At 34.8% G+C, this 19,980-nt stretch carries 18 protein-coding genes; all 18 read left to right on the forward strand.

Features of this window, described 5'->3' with window-relative positions; genetic code table 11:
* Positions 1-35 precede the first annotated feature (35 nt).
* The 18 genes from D1606_RS01185 to ftsZ all read left to right on the forward strand — a co-directional run bounded on the left by D1606_RS01185 (position 36) and on the right by ftsZ (position 19,781).
* Positions 36-797, forward strand: coding sequence for an enoyl-CoA hydratase/isomerase family protein (locus D1606_RS01185; RefSeq protein WP_119414191.1), 762 nt, complete (start codon positions 36-38; stop codon positions 795-797).
* 53 nt (positions 798-850) lie between these two features.
* Entirely contained in the window at positions 851-1,240 is a 390-nt protein-coding gene (locus D1606_RS01190) for a transcriptional regulator (RefSeq protein WP_119414192.1), read from the forward strand.
* A gap of 213 nt (positions 1,241-1,453) precedes the next feature.
* Positions 1,454-1,666: a biotin/lipoyl-containing protein gene (locus D1606_RS01195; protein ID WP_119414193.1), complete on the forward strand. Its 213-nt coding sequence runs from the start codon at positions 1,454-1,456 to the stop codon at positions 1,664-1,666.
* Between the two features lie 24 nt (positions 1,667-1,690).
* Positions 1,691-3,232, forward strand: a complete 1,542-nt coding sequence (locus D1606_RS01200) for an acyl-CoA carboxylase subunit beta (RefSeq protein WP_119414194.1) — start codon at positions 1,691-1,693, stop codon at positions 3,230-3,232.
* 136 nt (positions 3,233-3,368) lie between these two features.
* Complete coding sequence (locus D1606_RS01205) at positions 3,369-4,271, forward strand: ketopantoate reductase family protein (protein WP_158582302.1); 903 nt, start codon at positions 3,369-3,371, stop codon at positions 4,269-4,271.
* 20 nt (positions 4,272-4,291) lie between these two features.
* Positions 4,292-4,660, forward strand: coding sequence for a DUF3397 domain-containing protein (locus tag D1606_RS19270; RefSeq protein ID WP_367269416.1), 369 nt, complete (start codon positions 4,292-4,294; stop codon positions 4,658-4,660).
* Positions 4,661-4,737: 77 nt separating this feature from the next.
* Positions 4,738-6,354 carry a bacillithiol biosynthesis cysteine-adding enzyme BshC gene (gene bshC, locus D1606_RS01215; protein WP_119414197.1) on the forward strand — a complete coding sequence of 539 codons (1,617 nt, stop codon included), beginning with the start codon at positions 4,738-4,740 and terminating at the stop codon, positions 6,352-6,354.
* 333 nt (positions 6,355-6,687) lie between these two features.
* Positions 6,688-7,119 (forward strand): division/cell wall cluster transcriptional repressor MraZ, encoded by a 432-nt coding sequence (mraZ, locus tag D1606_RS01220; protein ID WP_119414198.1) that lies wholly within the window; start codon positions 6,688-6,690, stop codon positions 7,117-7,119.
* Between the two features lie 21 nt (positions 7,120-7,140).
* Positions 7,141-8,079, forward strand: a complete 939-nt coding sequence (rsmH, locus tag D1606_RS01225; RefSeq protein WP_119414199.1) for a 16S rRNA (cytosine(1402)-N(4))-methyltransferase RsmH — start codon at positions 7,141-7,143, stop codon at positions 8,077-8,079.
* A 15-nt stretch (positions 8,080-8,094) separates the two neighbouring features.
* A complete protein-coding gene (gene ftsL / locus D1606_RS01230) occupies positions 8,095-8,466 on the forward strand; it encodes a cell division protein FtsL (protein WP_119414200.1) in 372 nt (123 codons plus the stop codon).
* 32 nt (positions 8,467-8,498) lie between these two features.
* Entirely contained in the window at positions 8,499-10,637 is a 2,139-nt protein-coding gene (locus D1606_RS01235) for a penicillin-binding transpeptidase domain-containing protein (RefSeq protein ID WP_233547995.1), read from the forward strand.
* Between the two features lie 69 nt (positions 10,638-10,706).
* Entirely contained in the window at positions 10,707-12,623 is a 1,917-nt protein-coding gene (locus tag D1606_RS01240) for a stage V sporulation protein D (RefSeq protein ID WP_119414202.1), read from the forward strand.
* Positions 12,624-12,699: 76 nt separating this feature from the next.
* Positions 12,700-13,671: a phospho-N-acetylmuramoyl-pentapeptide-transferase gene (gene mraY / locus D1606_RS01245; protein ID WP_119414203.1), complete on the forward strand. Its 972-nt coding sequence runs from the start codon at positions 12,700-12,702 to the stop codon at positions 13,669-13,671.
* On the forward strand, positions 13,671-15,023 hold the full coding sequence (murD, locus tag D1606_RS01250) for a UDP-N-acetylmuramoyl-L-alanine--D-glutamate ligase (RefSeq protein ID WP_119414204.1): 1,353 nt from the start codon (positions 13,671-13,673) through the stop codon (positions 15,021-15,023). Before mraY ends, murD begins: the two co-directional genes overlap by 1 nt.
* Positions 15,024-15,047: 24 nt before the next feature.
* Positions 15,048-16,133 (forward strand): putative lipid II flippase FtsW, encoded by a 1,086-nt coding sequence (gene ftsW, locus D1606_RS01255; protein ID WP_119414372.1) that lies wholly within the window; start codon positions 15,048-15,050, stop codon positions 16,131-16,133.
* 22 nt (positions 16,134-16,155) lie between these two features.
* Complete coding sequence (locus D1606_RS01260; protein WP_158582303.1) at positions 16,156-16,920, forward strand: cell division protein FtsQ/DivIB; 765 nt, start codon at positions 16,156-16,158, stop codon at positions 16,918-16,920.
* A gap of 334 nt (positions 16,921-17,254) precedes the next feature.
* The gene (gene ftsA, locus D1606_RS01265; protein ID WP_119414206.1) at positions 17,255-18,544 is read left to right on the forward strand and encodes a cell division protein FtsA; all 1,290 of its coding nucleotides are present in this window, start codon (positions 17,255-17,257) and stop codon (positions 18,542-18,544) included.
* 52 nt (positions 18,545-18,596) lie between these two features.
* A complete protein-coding gene (gene ftsZ, locus D1606_RS01270; RefSeq protein WP_119414207.1) occupies positions 18,597-19,781 on the forward strand; it encodes a cell division protein FtsZ in 1,185 nt (394 codons plus the stop codon).
* The last annotated feature ends 199 nt before the right edge of the window (positions 19,782-19,980 follow it).

Raw genomic sequence — 19,980 nt, forward strand, 5'->3', positions numbered from 1 at the left:
GATAATTCTAAAAATTAAACAAAGGGGATTTAGAAATGGCATATTATTTTTCAGAGCAAGATGGTATTTTAACATTTACGATTAATCGTCCAGAAAAACGTAATGCGATTAATGATGAAGTGATGGAAGGTTTTAAAGAGGTTATTACGTATGTACATAATCACGAATCGGTCCGATTTCTAGTAATTACTGGTGAAGGTGATAAAGCTTTTTGTTCTGGAGGGGATTTAGCCGAATTTCATAATCTTCATACAGAGGAACAAGCTTTTGGTATGTTAAGTAAAATGGCGAAAATCTTATATGAAATTGCAACATTACCAGTACCTACAATCGCACTAGTAAATGGGACAGCAGTTGGTGGAGGCTGTGAAATCGCAACTGCTTGTGATTTTCGATTGGTCAAAAAGGAAGCTAAATGTGGTTTTATACAAGGAACACTAGGGATTACATCTGGATGGGGAGGAGGAACTTATCTATTTGAAAGAGGATTACGTCATGATAGAGCGCTAAAAATGTTAGTAGATGCAAAGGTATATCCAGCAAACTTACTTTATGAGATTGGCTTTGCAATGCGTGTATTTGAAACTGATAAAGAACAGGCTTTAGATGAATTTATAGCAGATATGCGAAAAGTTCATCCAAATGTTCACAAGGCATATAAGGAAATGGAGCTACGTAAATGGAGAGAACGACATCTATTTGATCGTGTGATGGATGAAGTTAAAACGTGTGCAAAGTTATGGGAAAGTGAAGAGCATCATAATGCAGTAAAACAGTTTCTATCAAAGGCAAAATAACTTCTAAACTTAAAAAACTCGCATATAGTAGTAAAAAATGCGAGGTGATATGAGTGGAAATAAAAAAACGAAAAGACCAATGGCTTCAACAAGATGATGACCGTCTAGCACAAATTGTGCTACAGGCCGTTAGTGAAGGGCGCTCGCAATTAGCTGGTTTTCAAGAGGCAGCAGAGGCATTAGGTAGGACAAAGCAAGCTTGTGGATTTAGATGGAATAAAACATTACGCAAAATACATGAAAAAGAATTGGAAAATGCAAAATCTCAACCAAAGCAAATGATGAGAACGCATTTAAAGCAAGCGCTAACAAGTTTTGATCAATTATCTGAAGCTTACTATGAGTTGAAGGATGAATATGATCAACTTCAACATAATTATTCGGAACTAATTCAATGGCTTGAAACAGGTACTCAATTTTTAAAAAAGGAAACATCTGAATAGATGTTTCTTTTTTGATTTTCAAGCAATCACTTGTTGCCTAAAAGATCTCAACGTCTTTTTATTATAGATTTGATTGTTGTTATCTTGCGTTTTTAAGTTGTTGTTGTTTTTTATAATATAGTTTTTTTATGATAACTCGAATGTTCTCACGATTTTTAAATAGAATAATAGTAAGCAACATTATTTCTATCAAATCAGAAATGGGGGCAAATAATGATGAATATAAAATCAACTATGGCAGGGATTGTATTTCACATTGACGTGAAAATAGGGGAAGAAGTAAAAGAAGGACAAACAGTTGTTATTTTAGAGTCTATGAAAATGGAAATACCTATTGAATCGAATGTAAATGGGGTTGTTAGTGAAATCCTTGTCCAAGAAGGTGATTTTGTTAATGAAAACGATTCATTAGTAGTAATTTCTTAATCAGGATTATGAGGGAGATGCGAAATGACAAAAGAGACATTAAAAAATTCACGATTAGAAAAGACATTAGAATCAATTTTTGCAGGTGGCGCCCAAAAGTATCATGAAAAACTAGCTGAAACCAATAAGCTATTCGTTCGTGATAGGCTAGAGTTATTATTTGATAATGGAAAATACGAAGAAGATGGTCGTTTTGCGAATTGTGAGGAAGAAGGGTTACCTGCTGATGGCGTAGTGACAGCTGTTGGCAAAATAGGTGGACAAACTGTATGCGTTTTGGCGAATGATTCAACTGTTAAGGCGGGATCGTGGGGAACTCATACAGTCGAAAAAATTATTCGTATTCAAGAAACAGCTGAAAAAAGTCTAGTTCCTTTGCTATATCTAGTAGATTCAGCAGGTGCAAGAATTACAGACCAATTAGCTATGTTTCCTGGACGCAGGGGTGCTGGAAGGATTTTTCACAATCAAGTTCGCTTATCGGGAGTAATTCCGCAAATCTGTTTGCTATTTGGACCATCAGCTGCTGGAGGAGCATACATTCCTGCATTTTGTGATGTAGTTATTATGGTAGAAGGTAATGCGTCTATGTATTTAGGATCACCAAGGATGGCAGAAAAAGTAATTGGTGAAAAAGTTACTTTGGAAGAAATGGGTGGAGCAATGATGCATTGCTCTATAAGTGGTTGTGGGGATATACTAGTCAAAACTGAGGAAGAAGCAATTCGGGAAGCAAGAAGATATTTAACGTATTTTCCACAGAATTGCAGCGAGAAACCAACAAATGGTATTCCTGTACAGCCGATAGAAGGAAGAAGGTTGGGGGATATTATACCTCAAAATCAAAATGCACCGTTTGATATGTATGAAGCAATAGGACAACTAATCGATCAAGGTAGTTTTTTTGAAATAAAAAAATTATTTGCGCAAGAAATTATTACAGGTTTAGCAAGAATAAATGGAAAAGCAGTGGGTATTATAGCCAATCAACCAAAAATAAAAGGCGGCGTACTCTTTATAGATTCAGCTGATAAAGCGGCTAAGTTTATCAATCTTTGTGATGCTTTTAATATCCCTCTTTTATTTTTAGCAGATGTACCAGGTTTTATGATTGGTACGAAAGTAGAGAAGAATGGGATAATTCGTCACGGTGCCAAAATGATAGCTGCAATGAGTAGTGCGACAGTTCCGAAGATATCTGTCATTGTACGAAAAGCGTATGGAGCAGGCTTATATGCGATGTGTGGACCGGCATTTGAGCCTGATGTTTGTATTGCGCTTCCTACTGCTCAGATAGCAGTAATGGGTCCAGAAGCTGCGGTAAATGCAGTATATGCAAATAAAATAGAACAAATTGAAGATGTAACTGAAAGACGGCAATTTATACAACAAAAGCAACAAGAATATCAACAAGAAATTGATATTTTTAAGCTAGCTTCTGAGTTAATAATTGATGATATTATTTCACCTGAAAATCTTCGGCAATCCATTAGTAACAGGTTTGAAAATTTAATCTCAAAACAAGTTATCTCACCATATCGAAAACATCCAGTATATCCTGTATAATACTATTAATGCTAAGATCCGCCTATATTAGGCGGATCTTTTATCGGAGTATTTTAGAAAAGACAGCTATTTTGAGCTGAATCGTTCCTATGTTAACTTGAAGAGAGTTAATATGAGGACAAAAGAAGGTGTGAAAATGCATTTTGTAATTGTTGGAGGAGGGGCTGTTGGCTTAGTAATGGCCAATTGTCTAGTCAAGCAAGGGCATAAAGTAGAACTGCTTGTCCATTCAAAACTACAAGAGGAAAAGATTCGAAATAATGGTGTGAGTTTTATAAATAATGAAGGTCTACAAAGTAATGTTACCTTTAAAGTAAGTACAAATCCTGATGATTTGGATGTTAAGGCGATTTGGATTATTGCAGTAAAGTACCATCATTTACATGAACTACAATCATTATTCGACAAGTTACCAGTAAATGCGGAGTTATTATTTATCCAAAATGGGATACGTCATATAGAAATTGCCAAATCACTAAAACAACATACTATCTATTTAGGAACGGTTGAGTTTGGAGCAGAAAAAGTTAATCAAAATACAGTCATTCATAGAGGAATTGGGGATTTAAAAATCGCTCAATTGAGGGGGAGAAAAAACGAATTTAAAAAGTTTGATAGTTTGGATGCAAATTTCTTTCCTGTTGTACTTTTGGATGATTACAGAAAAATGTTACTTCGAAAAGCATTATTAAATTGCTTTGTGAACACGCTTACCACTATACTAAAAGTAAAAAATGGAGAGCTTATTACCAATCCATATAGTGCAAAATTATTGCATCAATTATATCAAGAAGTAATTGAAGCCTTTCCAGAACAAAAATCTCAGCTATCTTACGAAGATGTGAAAGATGTATGTGAAAGTACTGCAACGAATACCTCTTCGATGCTTGCAGATTATTTGAATGGAAGAATAATGGAGATTGAAACCATTATAGGTGGCATCATTGAGTTAGCACAACAAAGAGGATATAACTTGCCTATGTTGTCAACTTGTTATTCTATATTGCTAGCAATGCAAGAAGGTGGTGGAAATAATTGATGGTTTTGCTATCAATTATTATGGACGTTTTAATATTATGTCCTTTTGTATTTTTGGGGATTAGTTATATAATTCTAAAAAAGTTTTCGAATAAGCGGAAAAATATATTTAGTAAAGCTGCTGATCTTACGACGTTTATTTTACTTTTTTCAATACAAGCTTCAGTAAAATTTATTTGGTCGTATGATATAGGTTTTATTGTTTTGATTATCGCTAGTATTATTGCTATCGTTTTCACTACGATAGAATGGAGGACAAGAAAAGAAATAGAACTAATGCCTCTATTCCGCAAAATATGGCGTTTTCTGTTTTTAGTTCTTACGTTTACATACATAGCAATATGGTTTGTAGGTTTGGTCTTAAAAATAATTGAATTAGCAACACGATGAGCGTATTTTTTAAATAAACTAATGGTAGATGTTATACTTCAATATAGTCAACTATCATAGAGGAGTTTACAAATATTATGAAATTGGAACAAATTGAGATTCCTGTAACGAATCATTTATTAGACGATTATCGACATGGAAAATCATCTATATTATCATTTTTTCATTATCCAAATGAAGAAAAGTCATTCTCAAAAAGATTAGAAGATTTACAAAAACATCCTATACGTCGTGAACAATTAGTGATGGTAATCAGAAAGTTTATGGAGCCATTAGAAATATCCGAAAAAGCAGAAAAACATCTTCAAGAATTAGAAGAGAATGCTGTCGTCGTAATAGGCGGACAACAATCCGGTTTATTGACAGGCCCATTATACTCTGTTCATAAAGCAATTTCTGTTATTTTGTTAGCACAACAACAGCGTGGGAAATTAGGGATTCCTGTTGTACCTGTTTTTTGGATTGCAGGTGAGGATCACGATATCGATGAGATCAATCATACATTTACTGCTGCTAATGGACGATTAGAAAAACATATTTACGGCGAACGTTCAAAGAGGAAAACAATGGCATCTACAACGATGCTTGATGTTGAAACAACGCGGAAATTTATCCATGAAACGTTTATGCAATATGGTGAAACAGCATACACAGGAGACCTGTTAGCTAAAATAGACGCTATATTATTAAAAAGTTCAACATATACGGATTTCTTTGTTCGATTGATGAACTGGTTATTTAAAGAAGAAGGATTATTATTTATCGATGCAGCATATTCAAGTTTACGTGAATATGAGTCACCTTATTTTGAAAAGATCATTCAAAATGCAGAAGAAATAGCAGATGTAGTAACTATTCGTGAAGCAGATTTAACAGAACTAGGATACGGAACACCTATTGGTGCGACAAAAGAAGCTGCAAATCTTTTCTATGTCAAAGATGGTGAACGTTTCTTATTAGAACGCCATGGTGGTAAATTTATCAATCATATGGCGAATGTCCAATTTACGACGAGTGAGATGTTAGAATTAGCTAAGGAGAATCCTACTTGTTTAAGTAATAACGTTGTTACCCGTCCATTAATGCAAGATATGGTATTTCCTGTACTAGCATTTGTAGGAGGCCCAGGCGAACTAGCTTATTGGTCAACTTTAAAGGATGCCTTCGAAACATTAGGCATGAAAGTGCCGGTTTTTGTCCCACGTATGAACATGACGATTGTAGATCGACAAGTTCAAAGCTTACTTGAAGAAGTCCAGATTACAGTGCCAGATGCTATTACTGGTAAAACAGGAACTCGTAGAATGTCATTTGAGGATAAGGTCTATGATGAGAAATCAAAACAAATGATAGTAAAAACAAAACAATTGTTGAGAACACAATATGACGTAATACAAGAGCATTTACGTAATACGAATATAAATCTAGAAAAATTAGTTGATAAAAATCTATCAATTCACGAATCACAATTAGATTTCTTAATGAGAAAAATTGAAAATGAAGTATTGCTACAAAATGATGTACAATTAAGGAAATACCGCACGATTGAAGATCGCTTATTACCGGGTGGTGGATTACAAGAAAGAACATTTAATCCATTCCAATTTATGAATGAGTATGGAGAAGAATTAGTTAAGGATATGCTGTCATTACAATTTAAGCTAAATGGTCAACATAATGTGATTTACTTATAGGAGTTTTTGACTAATTAAACATAGAATGATTTGCATTGAAATAAATTTTTGATGTTTTGATGATAAAAAAATATCTTATATCTAAAGGATATCTCATTGAGGTATCCTTTTTGCATGAGAAAAGTAATAGAAAAAGATAATAGTTTTGTTTTTATAAATTTTGCAAAGCAATAGATAGGAGAAAAATAAGAAAATTCCATTAAAAATGTAGAGTAAAAAAGGATTTCAAGGACAATTTACGTATTTTTAAAGTTTATCTTTGAATTATTTATGAATTAGTGGAGGAATGTGGGGGAATGTGGTAATCTATTTTCATATAGTGGGGTGAGTACCATGTTCATGGGGGAATATCAACATAACATCGATGCCAAAGGCCGCTTGATTATACCGGCAAAATTCCGAGATTATTTCCAAGAAGGTTTTGTCATTACACGTGGATTAGACCAATGTTTGTTTGGATATCCTATGGAGGAATGGCGAAAACTTGAGGAGAAATTGAAGAACTTACCTGTGACCAAAAAGGATGCACGTTCATTTACACGATTTTTCTTTTCAGGTGCAACCGAGGTAGAGTTTGATAAGCAAGGCCGCATTAATATTCCCATGAATTTGATATCATACGCCCATATAGAAAAAGAATGCGTCATTCTCGGAGTGTCCAATCGTATTGAAATTTGGGCACAGCAATCTTGGCAAGATTACTTTACAACATCTGAGGATTCTTTTAATGAGATTGCTGAGAATATGATTGACTTTGATATATAGCAACAAAGAGGAGGATTTCAGTTGTTCAATCATACGACCGTATTACTGAAAGAAACCGTTGATGGATTGAACATTCGTCCTGACGGTATATATGTAGACTGTACTTTAGGAGGCGCAGGACATAGTGAGTACCTTGTTAGACAGTTGTCTGATGAAGGTCGCCTCATCTGTTTTGATCAAGATTTATCTGCTATTGAAAATGCGAAAATTAGATTAGCCCCTTACATCAATCGTGTAACATTTGTCCATTCAAATTTCCGTTATTTAAAAGAAGAACTTGCAAATTTAGGATTATCCAAAGTAGATGGCGTTTTATATGATTTAGGAGTTTCATCTCCACAGCTAGATAATGCTGATAGAGGGTTTAGCTACCATCAAGATGCACCATTGGATATGAGGATGGATACAACAGCTGAACTAACAGCTTTTCATGTTGTTAATGAGTGGGATTACAATGATTTAGTGAGAATTTTTTACCGTTATGGTGAAGAAAAATTTTCTAAACAGATTGCTCGAAAAATAGAAGAAGCAAGAAATAAAGAACCAATTCGTACAACAGGTGAACTAGTAGAACTTATTAAAGAAGGAATACCTGCGGCAGCCAGACGTAAAGGTGGACATCCTGCGAAAAGAGTATTCCAAGCAATTCGAATTGCTGTTAATGATGAGTTAGGTGCAGCAGAAGAATCTTTGCAACAAGCACTAGAGGTCATTGGTGTAGGTGGTAGAGTGAGTGTTATTACTTTCCACTCTCTTGAAGATCGTTTGTGTAAGTCAATTTTTAAAGAAGCATCTTCTTTACCGGATCTTCCGCCTGGATTACCAGTAATACCAAAAGAACTAACACCATCTATAAAACTTGTAACAAGAAAACCAATATTACCATCAGATGAAGAACTTGAAGCGAATAATCGTGCGAGATCTGCAAAACTTCGCATTGCAGAAAGAATAAAAGACTAAGAGGAGTTGATAAATGTGGCACTACAAGAGCGAGAAGAACAGCATAATTATATATTGCAACCCATGGCTCCAGAAAAAACTGTCCAAAAGAATGTAACAAGGCCTATCAAAAGTAGAGTAACGAAGATAGAAAAGCTACTTATGATTGGTATGGTTGCAGTAATTACTGTAATTGCAGTCATGAATTTAAATGTGCAATCTTCTATTAATAGCACAACAGTTGAAATACAAAAGACTGAAAATAATATAGATGACATTAAAAAGCAAAACTCAGAGTTGTCAATGGAAGTAAGCGAACTTTCGACATATGATCGTATTTGGAAAAAAGCAAAAGCTATGGGCTTAAAACTTAACGAAAAAAACGTGAAAGTAGTGTCAGGACAATGAAAAAGAGTAAATTTCAATGGGGAGCCTCCACGATGCTAATCATCTATGGGCTCCTATTTTTTTTAATGTTTTTTAGAATTTTCTATATTCAAGTAACAGGACAGGCTGAGGGACAACAATTAGCAGCAAAAGCAGCAGCTAGATATGAAAAATCGAAAATCATTACAGCTAATCGAGGAAATATTTACGATAGACAGGGGCAAGTTATTGCAAAAGATGGGATAAGTTATCGTCTTGTAGCAGTTATTAACCCAAAAGCATCGGAAGGAACTAATAAGGTGCTACATGTGCAAAATCCAAAAATGACAGCAATGATTTTGTCCAAATATATCAATATGGATGAAAAAAGTATATATAAAATATTGACGAAAAAGTATATTGAAACAGAAAAAGGAAAAAGAGAACTTTCCCAAGTCGAATTTGGTTCAGCAGGGCGTAATATTAGTCATACTGTAATGGAGGAAATTTCAAAAGAGAAATTACCTGGTATTATTTTCGAAGAAGATAACAAAAGGTTTTATCCAAATGGCGTGTTTGCTTCTAATTTAATCGGTATCGCCAGAAAAGAAAATCAAGAAAACGCGCAAGCGCAAACTGTAGGGAAAATGGGACTGGAAGCTATTTATAACAAAGAGCTTTCCGGAGTGAATGGTCATGTTCAATATAAAAGTGACTTGTTTGGCTATCTATTGCCAAATAGCGAAAAAATGGTACAACCGGCGCAGAATGGTAAGAATGTATACTTAACAATTGATAAAACAATACAAAATTTCCTTGAAGATTCTATGAGTAAAGTATATGAACAATATAAACCGGAATCGATGGTTGCAGTTGTTGCCAATCCTAAAACGGGCGAAATATTGGCGGTGTCACAACGACCAACATTTAACCCACAAACAGGTGAAGGTTTAAATAGTAGTTGGATTAATGAAATGACTGAAACTACGTTAGAACCAGGTTCAACGATGAAAACATTTACACTTTCGACTGCAATTCAAGAGGGAAAATGGAATCCAAATGAAGTCTATCAATCTGGTCAATACAAAGTGTATGATCGTATAATTCGAGATGCTAACCAAGTAGGTTGGGGAACAATTACGTATTTAGAAGGAATTCAACGTTCTTCAAATGTAGGAATGGCAAATCTATTGAAAAAAATAGGGGATAAAACTTTTATTAGTTACTTAAAGAAATTTGGCTTTGGTCAAAAAACAGGTATTGATTTACCAAACGAAGCAACTGGGAAGATTTTAGATGAATATCCTATTAACCGCGTTACAACAACCTATGGCCAAGGATCTACAGTTACGCCAATTCAGTTAATTCAAGCACTTACAGCTGTCGCAAATGACGGAAAAATGATGCAGCCTTATGTTATTAAAAAAATTGTAGACCCTAACACAGGCGATATTGTGAAAGAACATAACCCAATTGTTAAAGGAAAACCAATTTCTGCAGATACTGCTAAACAAGTGAGAGAAACATTAGCAACAACAGTTACTTCTGAAAAAGGGACCGCACAAAATTTTGCAAGTAAGGAGTACGAGGTAGCAGGAAAAACTGGTACAGCTCAAATTCCAAAACCAACAGGTGGTTATTATTGGGGGAAAAATAATTTCCTATATTCTTTCTTAGGAATGGCTCCTGTTAAAGATCCGAAGTTAATCATGTATGTCGCAATAGAAAAACCAAATTTAGGTGTAACAGAAGTTGGATCAGAACCTACTTCTAAAGTGTTTAATACAGTTATGGAAAGCAGCTTAAAGTATTTGAATATCAAGCCTTCCAAAACGAGTACTACTAAATCTATTGTAATGGATGACTTAGTCGGAAGAGAATCTTCTGAAGTTATAACAGATTTAGAGTCTAAGAATATCCAAACAGTATTAATTGGATCAGAAGGTAAAGTCACAAATCAATACCCAAATAAAGGCCAAAAAGTTTTATACAATAGTCATGCTTTCATCAAAACATCTGGCAATATAAAAATACCAGATTTCACTGGATGGTCATTGCGGGATATTATAACGTACCAAACCCTCTCAGGGATGAAGATTAGTATCCAAGGGGACGGTTTTGTACAAAAGCAAAATATTAAAGCTGGTACAATTTATGAAGGAAATCAAAAAGTTATATTAAAAATGGTCAAACCACAAGAACAGTATAAATAGTTCGAAAAGAAGCATAGCTACCCTTTGAAAATCATACTTTGAATGTAAAAAGGTGTGATTTGTCCAACTATGTGGGTTACTAAAAAAGTAAGTGTTAGATTGAAAATTGTCATGATGATATTCATTTGCTTAGGGTTATTGCTTATTGGAAAATTAGTTATTGTTCAATTTATTCAACATGAATTTTTAACAAAAAAGGCGGAAGAAAATTGGGACCGTGAAGTGCCTATGAAAAGCTTGCGAGGGAATATTGTGGATCGAAGTGGCAAGCTTTTAGTAGGCAATAAACTCGCGCCAACGCTTTACTTTATGCCAGCACAAAATAAAGAACCAGATAAAGTTGCAGCACAACTCGCACCTATCTTACAAATGGACGAAAAAGAATTAGCAGAAAAGCTAAACAAAAGGGTGACCATTGTAAAGATTACACCCCAAGGGAAAAATATTTCTTATGAATTAGCAGAAAAAATCCAGCAATTACAAATTCCTGGCCTTTACACTGGGTTGGATTATATTCGAGACTATCCATATGGAGTCTTACTCTCAAGATTATTAGGATTTACTGGTAGTGACATGCAAGGCTTAGCAGGGTTAGAATATCAGTATAACGATTTGTTGTTAGGAAAAGAATCTGCTATTCGTTTATTTACTGATGCAAAAGGTGCAAATTTACCTCATGTTGAAGATGGCTGGAAGGAAGGGCAAGATGGTGCTACGTTAGAACTAACCATTGATGTCGATGTTCAGAAGGTTATTGAAAGAGAATTGTCTCAAGCGATGGAAAAGTATGATGCAGATCAAGCGATAGGAATTGCTATGGATCCTAATACTGGAGAGATTCTTGGATTAGCTTCTTATCCTACATATAATCCTGCAGAGTATCAAAAAGTAGATTCTAAGATTTATAATCGTAATTTACCAGTATGGATGACGTATGAGCCGGGGTCTACCTTTAAAATTATTACACTAAGTGCTGCATTAGAAGAAGATGTAGTGGATTTGAAAAAAGATTCTTTTTATGATCAAGGCTATACCTTAGTTGAAGGTGCTAGACTTAGATGTTGGAAAAGGGAAGGTCATGGACAAGAGACATTTATGGAAGTAGTCGAAAACTCATGTAATCCTGGTTTTATTGAATTGGGAAGACGGGTAGGACCTACTAAACTTCAACAGTATATTCGTGATTTTGGATTTGGTCAGGTGACAGGTTCTAATATGGCTGGCGAATCAACAGGTATTCTATTTGCACCTAAAAATTATGGACCTGTAGAACATGCAACTACGTCATTTGGTCAAGGTATCTCTGTCACGCCAATTCAACAAGTTCAGGCTGTATCTGCAGCTGTTAATGGTGGAAAACTAATGACACCGTATATTGTTAAAAAAATTCTTAATGGTGATAATGGTCAAGTTTTAAAAACATATGAACCTACTGAAAAACGGCAAGTCATAAAATCTGAGACATCCGCAAAAGTTCGTGAAGCATTAGAATCGGTAGTTGCAAATGGATCAGGTAGAGGGGCTTATCGTGATCATTTAAGAATTGGTGGTAAAACAGGTACAGCTCAAAAGGCTGAAGATGGACGCTACAAGAGCGGAGAATACATTGTATCTTTTATTGGATTTGCACCAGCAGATGACCCTAAAGTAGTGGTATATGTAGCAATTGATAATCCAAAAAATGGCCCGCAATTTGGTGGTGTTATAGCCGCACCAATTGTTGGTCAAATAATTGAAGATATTCATCCAATTGTGGGAATTACTGATCGTAAAGAACAAATTGAGAAACAGTATCGTTGGGGAGATATCGAAAAAGTCCGAGTTCCCAACTTGGTTGGTAAAACGAAAAAAGAGATATCTGGAATGTTATATCCATTCCGATTAGAGTGGCATGGAGAAGGCGATAAAATAGCATCTCAACTTCCAAAAGCAGACGCACAAATCGTTAAAGATGGGACTATTCACGTTTATTTAGAAAAAGAGTAATCTTAGTCTTTAAAAATGAATCTGAAACTACTATGATAGTACATGTACTAAAGAAGGATAGAAGGAGAATTTTTTCATGTCAATCGCAACAATGCTAATTATTTTAGCAATTTCATTTATTATTTCGGTCATATTAGGGCCGATTATCATTCCATTATTAAGACGCTTTAAATTTGGTCAAAGTATTCGTGAAGAAGGTCCAAAATCACATATGAAAAAGGCAGGTACCCCTACAATGGGTGGTGTCATTTTCTTATTATCAATTATTGCCACTACCGTTATTATAAGTCTAGTAAAAGGTGCTTTTACATCTCAAACCATTATTTTAGTGCTCGTACTTATTGGTTTTGGAGTTGTTGGCTTTTTAGATGATGGACTTAAAATCATCTTCAAACGTAATTTAGGATTAACTTCTTTACAAAAACTAATTGCACAAATTGTTATTTCAATTGCGGCCTATTTTTTATTGAAAATGGGGACGTTTCATAATACAGTTCAAATACCATTTACTGATTTTGCAATACATTTAGGCTTAACCTATGTACTATTCTTAGTATTCTGGTTAGTAGGCTTCTCTAATGCAGTCAATTTAACAGATGGATTAGATGGTTTAGTCTCAGGTACTGCTTCTATTGCTTTTGCAGCTTATGGTGTTTTAGCACTTTTAAATGATCAATTAGATGCAGCCATATTCGCATTTTCAGTTGTAGGTGCCCTACTAGGTTTCTTAATCTTTAATGCAAACCCTGCAAAAGTATTTATGGGGGATACTGGTTCACTAGCATTAGGTGGAGCTTTAGCCATGTTATCAATCTTAGTTGGTCAAGAACTTTTATTATTATTAATTGGAATAATTTTTGTACTTGAAACTTTATCTGTTATGATGCAAGTAACAAGTTTCAAATTAACAGGTAAAAGAATTTTTAAAATGAGTCCACTACATCACCATTTCGAGCTTTCAGGTTGGTCTGAATGGCGAATTGTCCTAACGTTCTGGTTAACAGCATTAGTGGCAGCATTGATTGCAGTGGTTCCGGAGGTATTATAATGAAAAACTTAACCATAATGGAACACAAAAAAGTATTAGTACTAGGTTTAGCTAAAAGTGGTGTAGCTGCTGCAGAGTTACTTCATAAAATGGGCGCTTTTGTCACAGTAAATGATGCAAAACCTTTTGAAGAAAACAAAGATGCTCAGCAGCTTCTACAACAAGGAATTACCGTTATTTGTGGTCGCCATCCAGAAGATTTGTTAGATGAAGGGTTTGAACTAGTCATCAAAAACCCTGGTATTCCTTATACAAACATTATTGTTCAAGACGCAGTAAAAAGAGGAATCCCTGTATGGACAGAAGTGGAGTTAGCTTATTTAATTAGCGAAGCACCAATGATTGGTATTACAGGTTCAAATGGGAAGACAACGACAACAACTTTGTTATATCATATTTTAAACCAAGGTGGTTTGAATCCTTTAATCGCTGGTAATATCGGTACAGTAGCGTGTACTGTAACAGAAAAAGCTACTACCGATAATATAATTGTGACTGAGCTATCATCATTCCAACTTATGGGTACTGAAACATTTAAACCGAAGATTGCTATATGGACAAATTTGTTTGAAGCACATATTGACTATCACGGTTCTATGGAAGCGTATGGTAATGCAAAATTCAACATTACGAAAAACCAAGATGCATCTGATTATTTAATTTATAATGCAGACCAAGAAATTGTCTCTTCTTACGCTAAAAAGTCTAAAGCACATCTAATTCCATTTTCATCAACTCGTGTTATTGAAGATGGAATTAGTGCAGATGATGACATGATTTATTGGTTAGGTAAACCATTTATGAAACGGGATATTATAGCATTACCTGGAAAACACAATTTAGAAAACGTACTTGCCGCTGTAGCAGCTGCTATTATTGTGAATTGTCCTAAGGATAAAATGGAACATGTTTTAAATTCATTTACTGGAGTTAAACACCGTACGCAATTTATCCGTGAATGGCAAGGACGCAAAATTTACAACGATTCTAAAGCAACTAATACATTAGCTACTAAGAGTGCACTTGCCGCATTTAAACAACCTATCGTATTACTAGCAGGTGGTTTAGATCGTGGACATTCGTTTGAAGAGTTAAGACCATTTATGGCGAATGTGCATGCGATTGTAGTATCTGGACAAACTGCAGATCGTTTCGCAGAATTTGCGTCTTCATGTGGCGTTAAAACAATTGTTCATGCAAAAAATATTCAAGAAGCTGTACCGAAAGCTGCTGAATTATCTGAACCTGGGGATGTTATTTTACTATCACCAGCATGTGCAAGTTGGGACCAATATCCTAATTTCGAAACAAGAGGAGATTTATTTATCGAAGCAGCTATGTTATTGAAATAGTTGCCACTAAAAAGTATAGGAAGGATGCCTTGCCTGATACAACGTGAAAGACTCTCGTTAATGATTGCAACCTTATTTTTGACTGTCATTGGCATAGTTTTTGTGTATTCTGCTGGTTCTTACTGGGGAAAAGTTCACTATGGACAAACAGCACCTTTTTTAGTTAAACAGCTAGTCTTTCTTGGAGTGGCATTATTAGTTTTCTCTTTTTGCGGTCGGTATAACGGCCTGCAATCGGAAAAGACTTGGACACTTCTATATTGGCTATCTATACTTTTGCTTGTCGCAGTCTTAGTGCCAGGAATTGGTGTTGTCCGAAATGGATCACAAAGTTGGATTGCAGTTGGCCCACTTAGTTTACAGCCATCTGAACTTACCAAAATTGCTACAATTGTAAAGCTTAGTTTTGTTTTGGCAAACCAAAAATCTACTGGTCCTAAGATTCATTGGCGGCATTTTTTATATTTGTTTATACCGGTAGGTCTTATAATGTTGCAACCAGATTTTGGTTCAGCGTTTATCCTAATCGTTTCAGTTTTTTTACTTTTTTTTATAGCAGGTTACCCAATTCGTTTTTATGTTTTTCTTATCATTGCAGGTATTTTAGGATTAGTAGGGTTAATCCTTTCTGCGCCATATCGTCTTAAACGAATAGAGGCTTTTGTAGATCCGTGGTCTGATCCTCTCGGAAGTGGATTTCAAGCAATTCAGTCCTTACTTGCAATCGGCCCAGCTGGATTGTATGGTTTTGGTTTCGGAAATAGCCGTCAAAAGTATTTGTATTTGCCAGAACCACAGAATGATTTTATATTTTCTATTATTGCAGAGGAAATGGGCTTTATCGGAGCTGTGGCCATTATATTAGCTTTTGGTGTGTTGCTTTATGCTGGGTTTAAATTAGCTTTTAAATCTAGTCTCAAAGTTTCGTTATATTGTATTGCAACATTAATTGGTATGATAGGGTTTCAAGCTTTTTTAAATATTGGAGTTGTTTCTGGATTATTACCAGTAACAGGTGTTACATTACCATTTATTAGTTATGGAGGTACATCGCTAGTTGTTACATGGATTGCGATTGGAATAGTTTGGAATTTCTCTAGAGAAAGATAATTTTTAGAAAGGAGTGTTCAGTTTGGATAAAATTATTGATATAGAAGAACGAATTCCGACATTAAAAGAACGCCGTAAAAAAAGAACTAACCGTCGATTCACACTACTTATTGTTATTTTCGTCATTACCCTACTGACACTTCTGTATTTTCAATCACCATTAAGTCATATAAACAAAATTACAGTTGAAGGGAATAATTTAAAGAGTACTGATTATTACATAAAGCATAGCGGTCTCCGAACAAATGATTCACTATGGGAGTTTAATAGTGGTAGGGTTGAGAATCTACTAAAAGACCAGAAAGTAGTAAAACAAGTAACAGTTAAAAGAAAATGGATCAACAATGTTACAATTTCCGTAAAAGAGTATAAGCAAGTTGCTTTGTTGAAAGAAAATGACCAATATAATTTAGTATTAGATAATGGTACAATTTTAAATATGTCTAAAATTCCATCAAGTTTTAAAATGCCTATTTTAGTAGGATTTGAAGACGAAAAGACAAGGATCAAAATGATTCAACAATTAAGTAAATTGAATAATGAATTAATTGGCTTAATTTCTCAAGTAAATGCGATTCCTGATAAATCCAATCCCTATGCTATTCAAATGTTCATGAATGACGGTTTTGAAGTAAGGGCTTCAATACCTTCTCTCGCTTCAAAATTAAAATATTACCCATCAATCGTTTCTCAAGTTAAAAAAGGCGAAAAAGGCGTCATTGACTTAGAAGTGGGTACGTTCTATCGTTCTTATAAAACTGAATACGGTAAAACTAAAAATGAATAGAAATTGAATTATATTACATAACATGCATAAAAACTCTAAAATTATTCTAATTCTTCTATTAATAGGTTTTAAATAGACTTTAAATGTAGTAATCTTAGCTTAAAAGAAATAAAGATAGCAATTTTAAATCGTAATTCTTAGTTTGGCCCTAAATCAAGTCAAAATTTATAATTTTATTAGCATTTTGTACCATGAAAATAATAAAAAATGCATCAAAAGTTAAAAAAACAGTGTAAATGAAGGAATTTTAGGTAGTTGTCATGAATTTACTTAGACAAGTTCGTATTTTTACAATAGAATATTTATTAAGAGTTGTTGAAGGAGGTGCCACAGTTTGAGTCATTCAGAATTATATGTTTCATTAGATATAGGATCTTCATCTATAAAGGTTCTAATAGGGGAAGTCAATGATGAGACTGTGCATGTTATTGGAGTAGGCAATGTCAAGTCATCAGGGATTCGTAGAGGAAGTATTGTAGATATTGATGCTACTGTACAATCCATCAAGAAAGCTGTTGATCAAGCAGAAAGAATGGTTGGTTTGACGATTAATAAGGTGATTCTAGGAATCCCTGCTAATCAAGTACAATTACACCCCGTAAAAGGTGTAGTTGCTGTAAACAGTGAAAATCGAGAAATTACAGATGTAGATTTAGACCGTGTAATCGAATCTGCTGAGTTAATGTCTATACCACCTGATCGTGAGTTGGTGAATATAGTTCCAATACAGTATATAGTAGATGGATTAGATGGGATTAATGACCCGAGAGGTATGATTGGTATTCGTCTAGAGATGGATGGTACGATGGTTACAACATCAAAGACTGTATTGCATAATTTCTTAAGATGTGTTGAAAAAGCAGGTTTAGAAATCCAACAGATTTATTTACAACCATTAGCCGCAGGACAATTTGCGCTAAATGAAGATGATCGTAATCGCGGTACTGCCTATATTGATATAGGTGGTGGCTCTACTACTCTAGCAGTATTTAAAGATGGTCATTTTATACACACTGCAATGATACCTGTTGGTGGTGAACATATTACAAAAGATTTATCAATTGTTTTAAAAACGCCAACTGAGCAAGCTGAAAAGATAAAATTAGAATTTGGACATGCATATTATGATGATGCTTCTGATGATGAATTGTTTGAAGTTCCTGTAATAGGTGCAGATACAAAAGAGCAATTTAGTCAAAGATACATATCCGAAATTATTGGTGTAAGACTTGAAGAATTATTTGATTTAATCATTGATGAATTATATCGAATGGGTATTCAAGATCTTCCTGGGGGTGTGGTTTTGACTGGTGGTGTTGCAAAATTAGAAGGATTACCTCAATTAGCGCGCCATGTTCTACAAACAAGCGTTAAAATTTATGCACCGGATTATATTGGTGTAAGAGAACCTGAATATACTTCAGCTGTAAACTTAATACGTTATGCATATAAAGAATCACAATTTAATCGAGATGTTGTTAGTGATAATGATTCACTTGGTCCTGTAATGCATGAAGAACACCAAATAGAACAAACAAAAGGTACTTCAGTATTTGAAACACATGAGCAAAGAGACAGTGTACTCACAAAAGTTAAAGGATTTTTTAATAGATTCTTAGAATAATAATCATGGCGATTTATTCTACACATTATGAGCTGAATTAGGAGGAATAGAGATGTTAGAATTTGAAACAAGTGACGATCAACTTGCTGTTATAAAAGTCATCGGTGTTGGTGGTGGCGGTAATAATGCTGTAAACCGAATGATTGAACATGGGGTACAAGGTGTGGAATTTATCGCCGTTAATACTGATGCACAAGCGCTAAAATTATCAAACGCTGAAATAAAATTACAAATCGGTGCAAAGTCTACTCGTGGATTAGGTGCAGGTGCTAACCCTGAAGTGGGAAAAAAAGCTGCTGAAGAAAGTAAAGAACAAATCGAGGAAGCATTAAGTGGTGCAGATATGGTCTTTGTAACTGCTGGTATGGGGGGTGGTACAGGTACTGGTGCAGCACCTGTAATCGCTCAAATTGCCAAAGATCTTGGTGCATTAACTGTTGGCGTGGTTACTCGTCCATTCACATTTGAAGGGAAGAAACGTCAAAAACAAGCACTTTCAGGTACAGCTGCTATGAAAGAGGCAGTTGATACATTAATTGTTATTCCAAACGATAAATTATTAGAGATTGTTGACAAAAACACACCAATGCTTGAAGCATTCCGCGAAGCTGATAATGTACTACGACAAGGTGTACAAGGTATTTCAGATTTAATCGCAGTTCCTGGTCTTATCAACTTAGACTTTGCCGATGTTAAGACAATTATGTCTGACAAGGGCTCTGCCTTAATGGGTATTGGTATTGCTTCAGGTGAAACACGTGCTATAGAGGCTGCTAAAAAAGCTATTTCAAGTCCATTACTTGAAACATCTATTCATGGAGCAAAAGGTGTCCTTATGAATATGACAGGTGGTTCTAATTTAAGTTTATACGAAGTACAAGAAGCTGCTGATATTGTTTCTTCTGCTTCAGATGAAGACGTAAATATTATCTTCGGTGCTGTTATTAATGACAATTTAAAAGATGAAATTGTTGTCACTGTTATTGCAACTGAGTTTACAGAAGATGAAAATCAATTTGACACTCATAATAACTTAAATCGCAGTGGAATTGGTTCACTTCGTCAACAACAATCACCAGTTCAACAAGTGGCAGGACGTGAAGTTCGTTCAGAAGAAGTAGTTCAACAAACTCAAGAAATCCCACGCCAAACTACACAATATCAAACGAATACTCAAACTCAAGATGATACATTGGATATTCCAACATTCTTACGTAATCGCAATAAACGTCGTTAATCCAGATAAATACTATAGGTAGTGACAAAATAGCCTTAACTCACTTAAAAAGGGAAATTGCATTATGCAATTTCCCTTTGGTGTTTTATATTGAATATGTATGAAGAGGAATGCTTCTCTAATCGAATATGTTCTTAAGTTTAGAATTTTAAGCCCTGAAAATTTACTGATCGTAAAATTTTCAGGGCTTTTTATTTGA

It is taken from the genome of Rummeliibacillus sp. POC4, assembly GCF_003576525.1.
Lineage (GTDB): Bacteria > Bacillota > Bacilli > Bacillales_A > Planococcaceae > Rummeliibacillus.

Bases quoted from the DNA above. Each gene is read 5' to 3' on its own strand.
- ftsZ (WP_119414207.1), top strand. From the start codon at position 18,597: ATGTTAGAATTTGAAACAAGTGACGATCAACTTGCTGTTATAAAAGTC.
- D1606_RS01235 (WP_233547995.1), top strand. From the start codon at position 8,499: ATGCTAATCATCTATGGGCTCCTATTTTTTTTAATGTTTTTTAGAATT.
- D1606_RS19270 (WP_367269416.1), top strand. From the start codon at position 4,292: ATGGACGTTTTAATATTATGTCCTTTTGTATTTTTGGGGATTAGTTAT.
- bshC (WP_119414197.1), top strand. From the start codon at position 4,738: ATGAAATTGGAACAAATTGAGATTCCTGTAACGAATCATTTATTAGAC.
- D1606_RS01240 (WP_119414202.1), top strand. From the start codon at position 10,707: ATGTGGGTTACTAAAAAAGTAAGTGTTAGATTGAAAATTGTCATGATG.
- D1606_RS01200 (WP_119414194.1), top strand. From the start codon at position 1,691: ATGACAAAAGAGACATTAAAAAATTCACGATTAGAAAAGACATTAGAA.
- murD (WP_119414204.1), top strand. From the start codon at position 13,671: ATGAAAAACTTAACCATAATGGAACACAAAAAAGTATTAGTACTAGGT.
- D1606_RS01185 (WP_119414191.1), top strand. From the start codon at position 36: ATGGCATATTATTTTTCAGAGCAAGATGGTATTTTAACATTTACGATT.
- ftsW (WP_119414372.1), top strand. From the start codon at position 15,048: ATGCCTTGCCTGATACAACGTGAAAGACTCTCGTTAATGATTGCAACC.
- D1606_RS01195 (WP_119414193.1), top strand. From the start codon at position 1,454: ATGATGAATATAAAATCAACTATGGCAGGGATTGTATTTCACATTGAC.
- mraZ (WP_119414198.1), top strand. From the start codon at position 6,688: ATGTTCATGGGGGAATATCAACATAACATCGATGCCAAAGGCCGCTTG.
- mraY (WP_119414203.1), top strand. From the start codon at position 12,700: ATGTCAATCGCAACAATGCTAATTATTTTAGCAATTTCATTTATTATT.
- D1606_RS01205 (WP_158582302.1), top strand. From the start codon at position 3,369: ATGCATTTTGTAATTGTTGGAGGAGGGGCTGTTGGCTTAGTAATGGCC.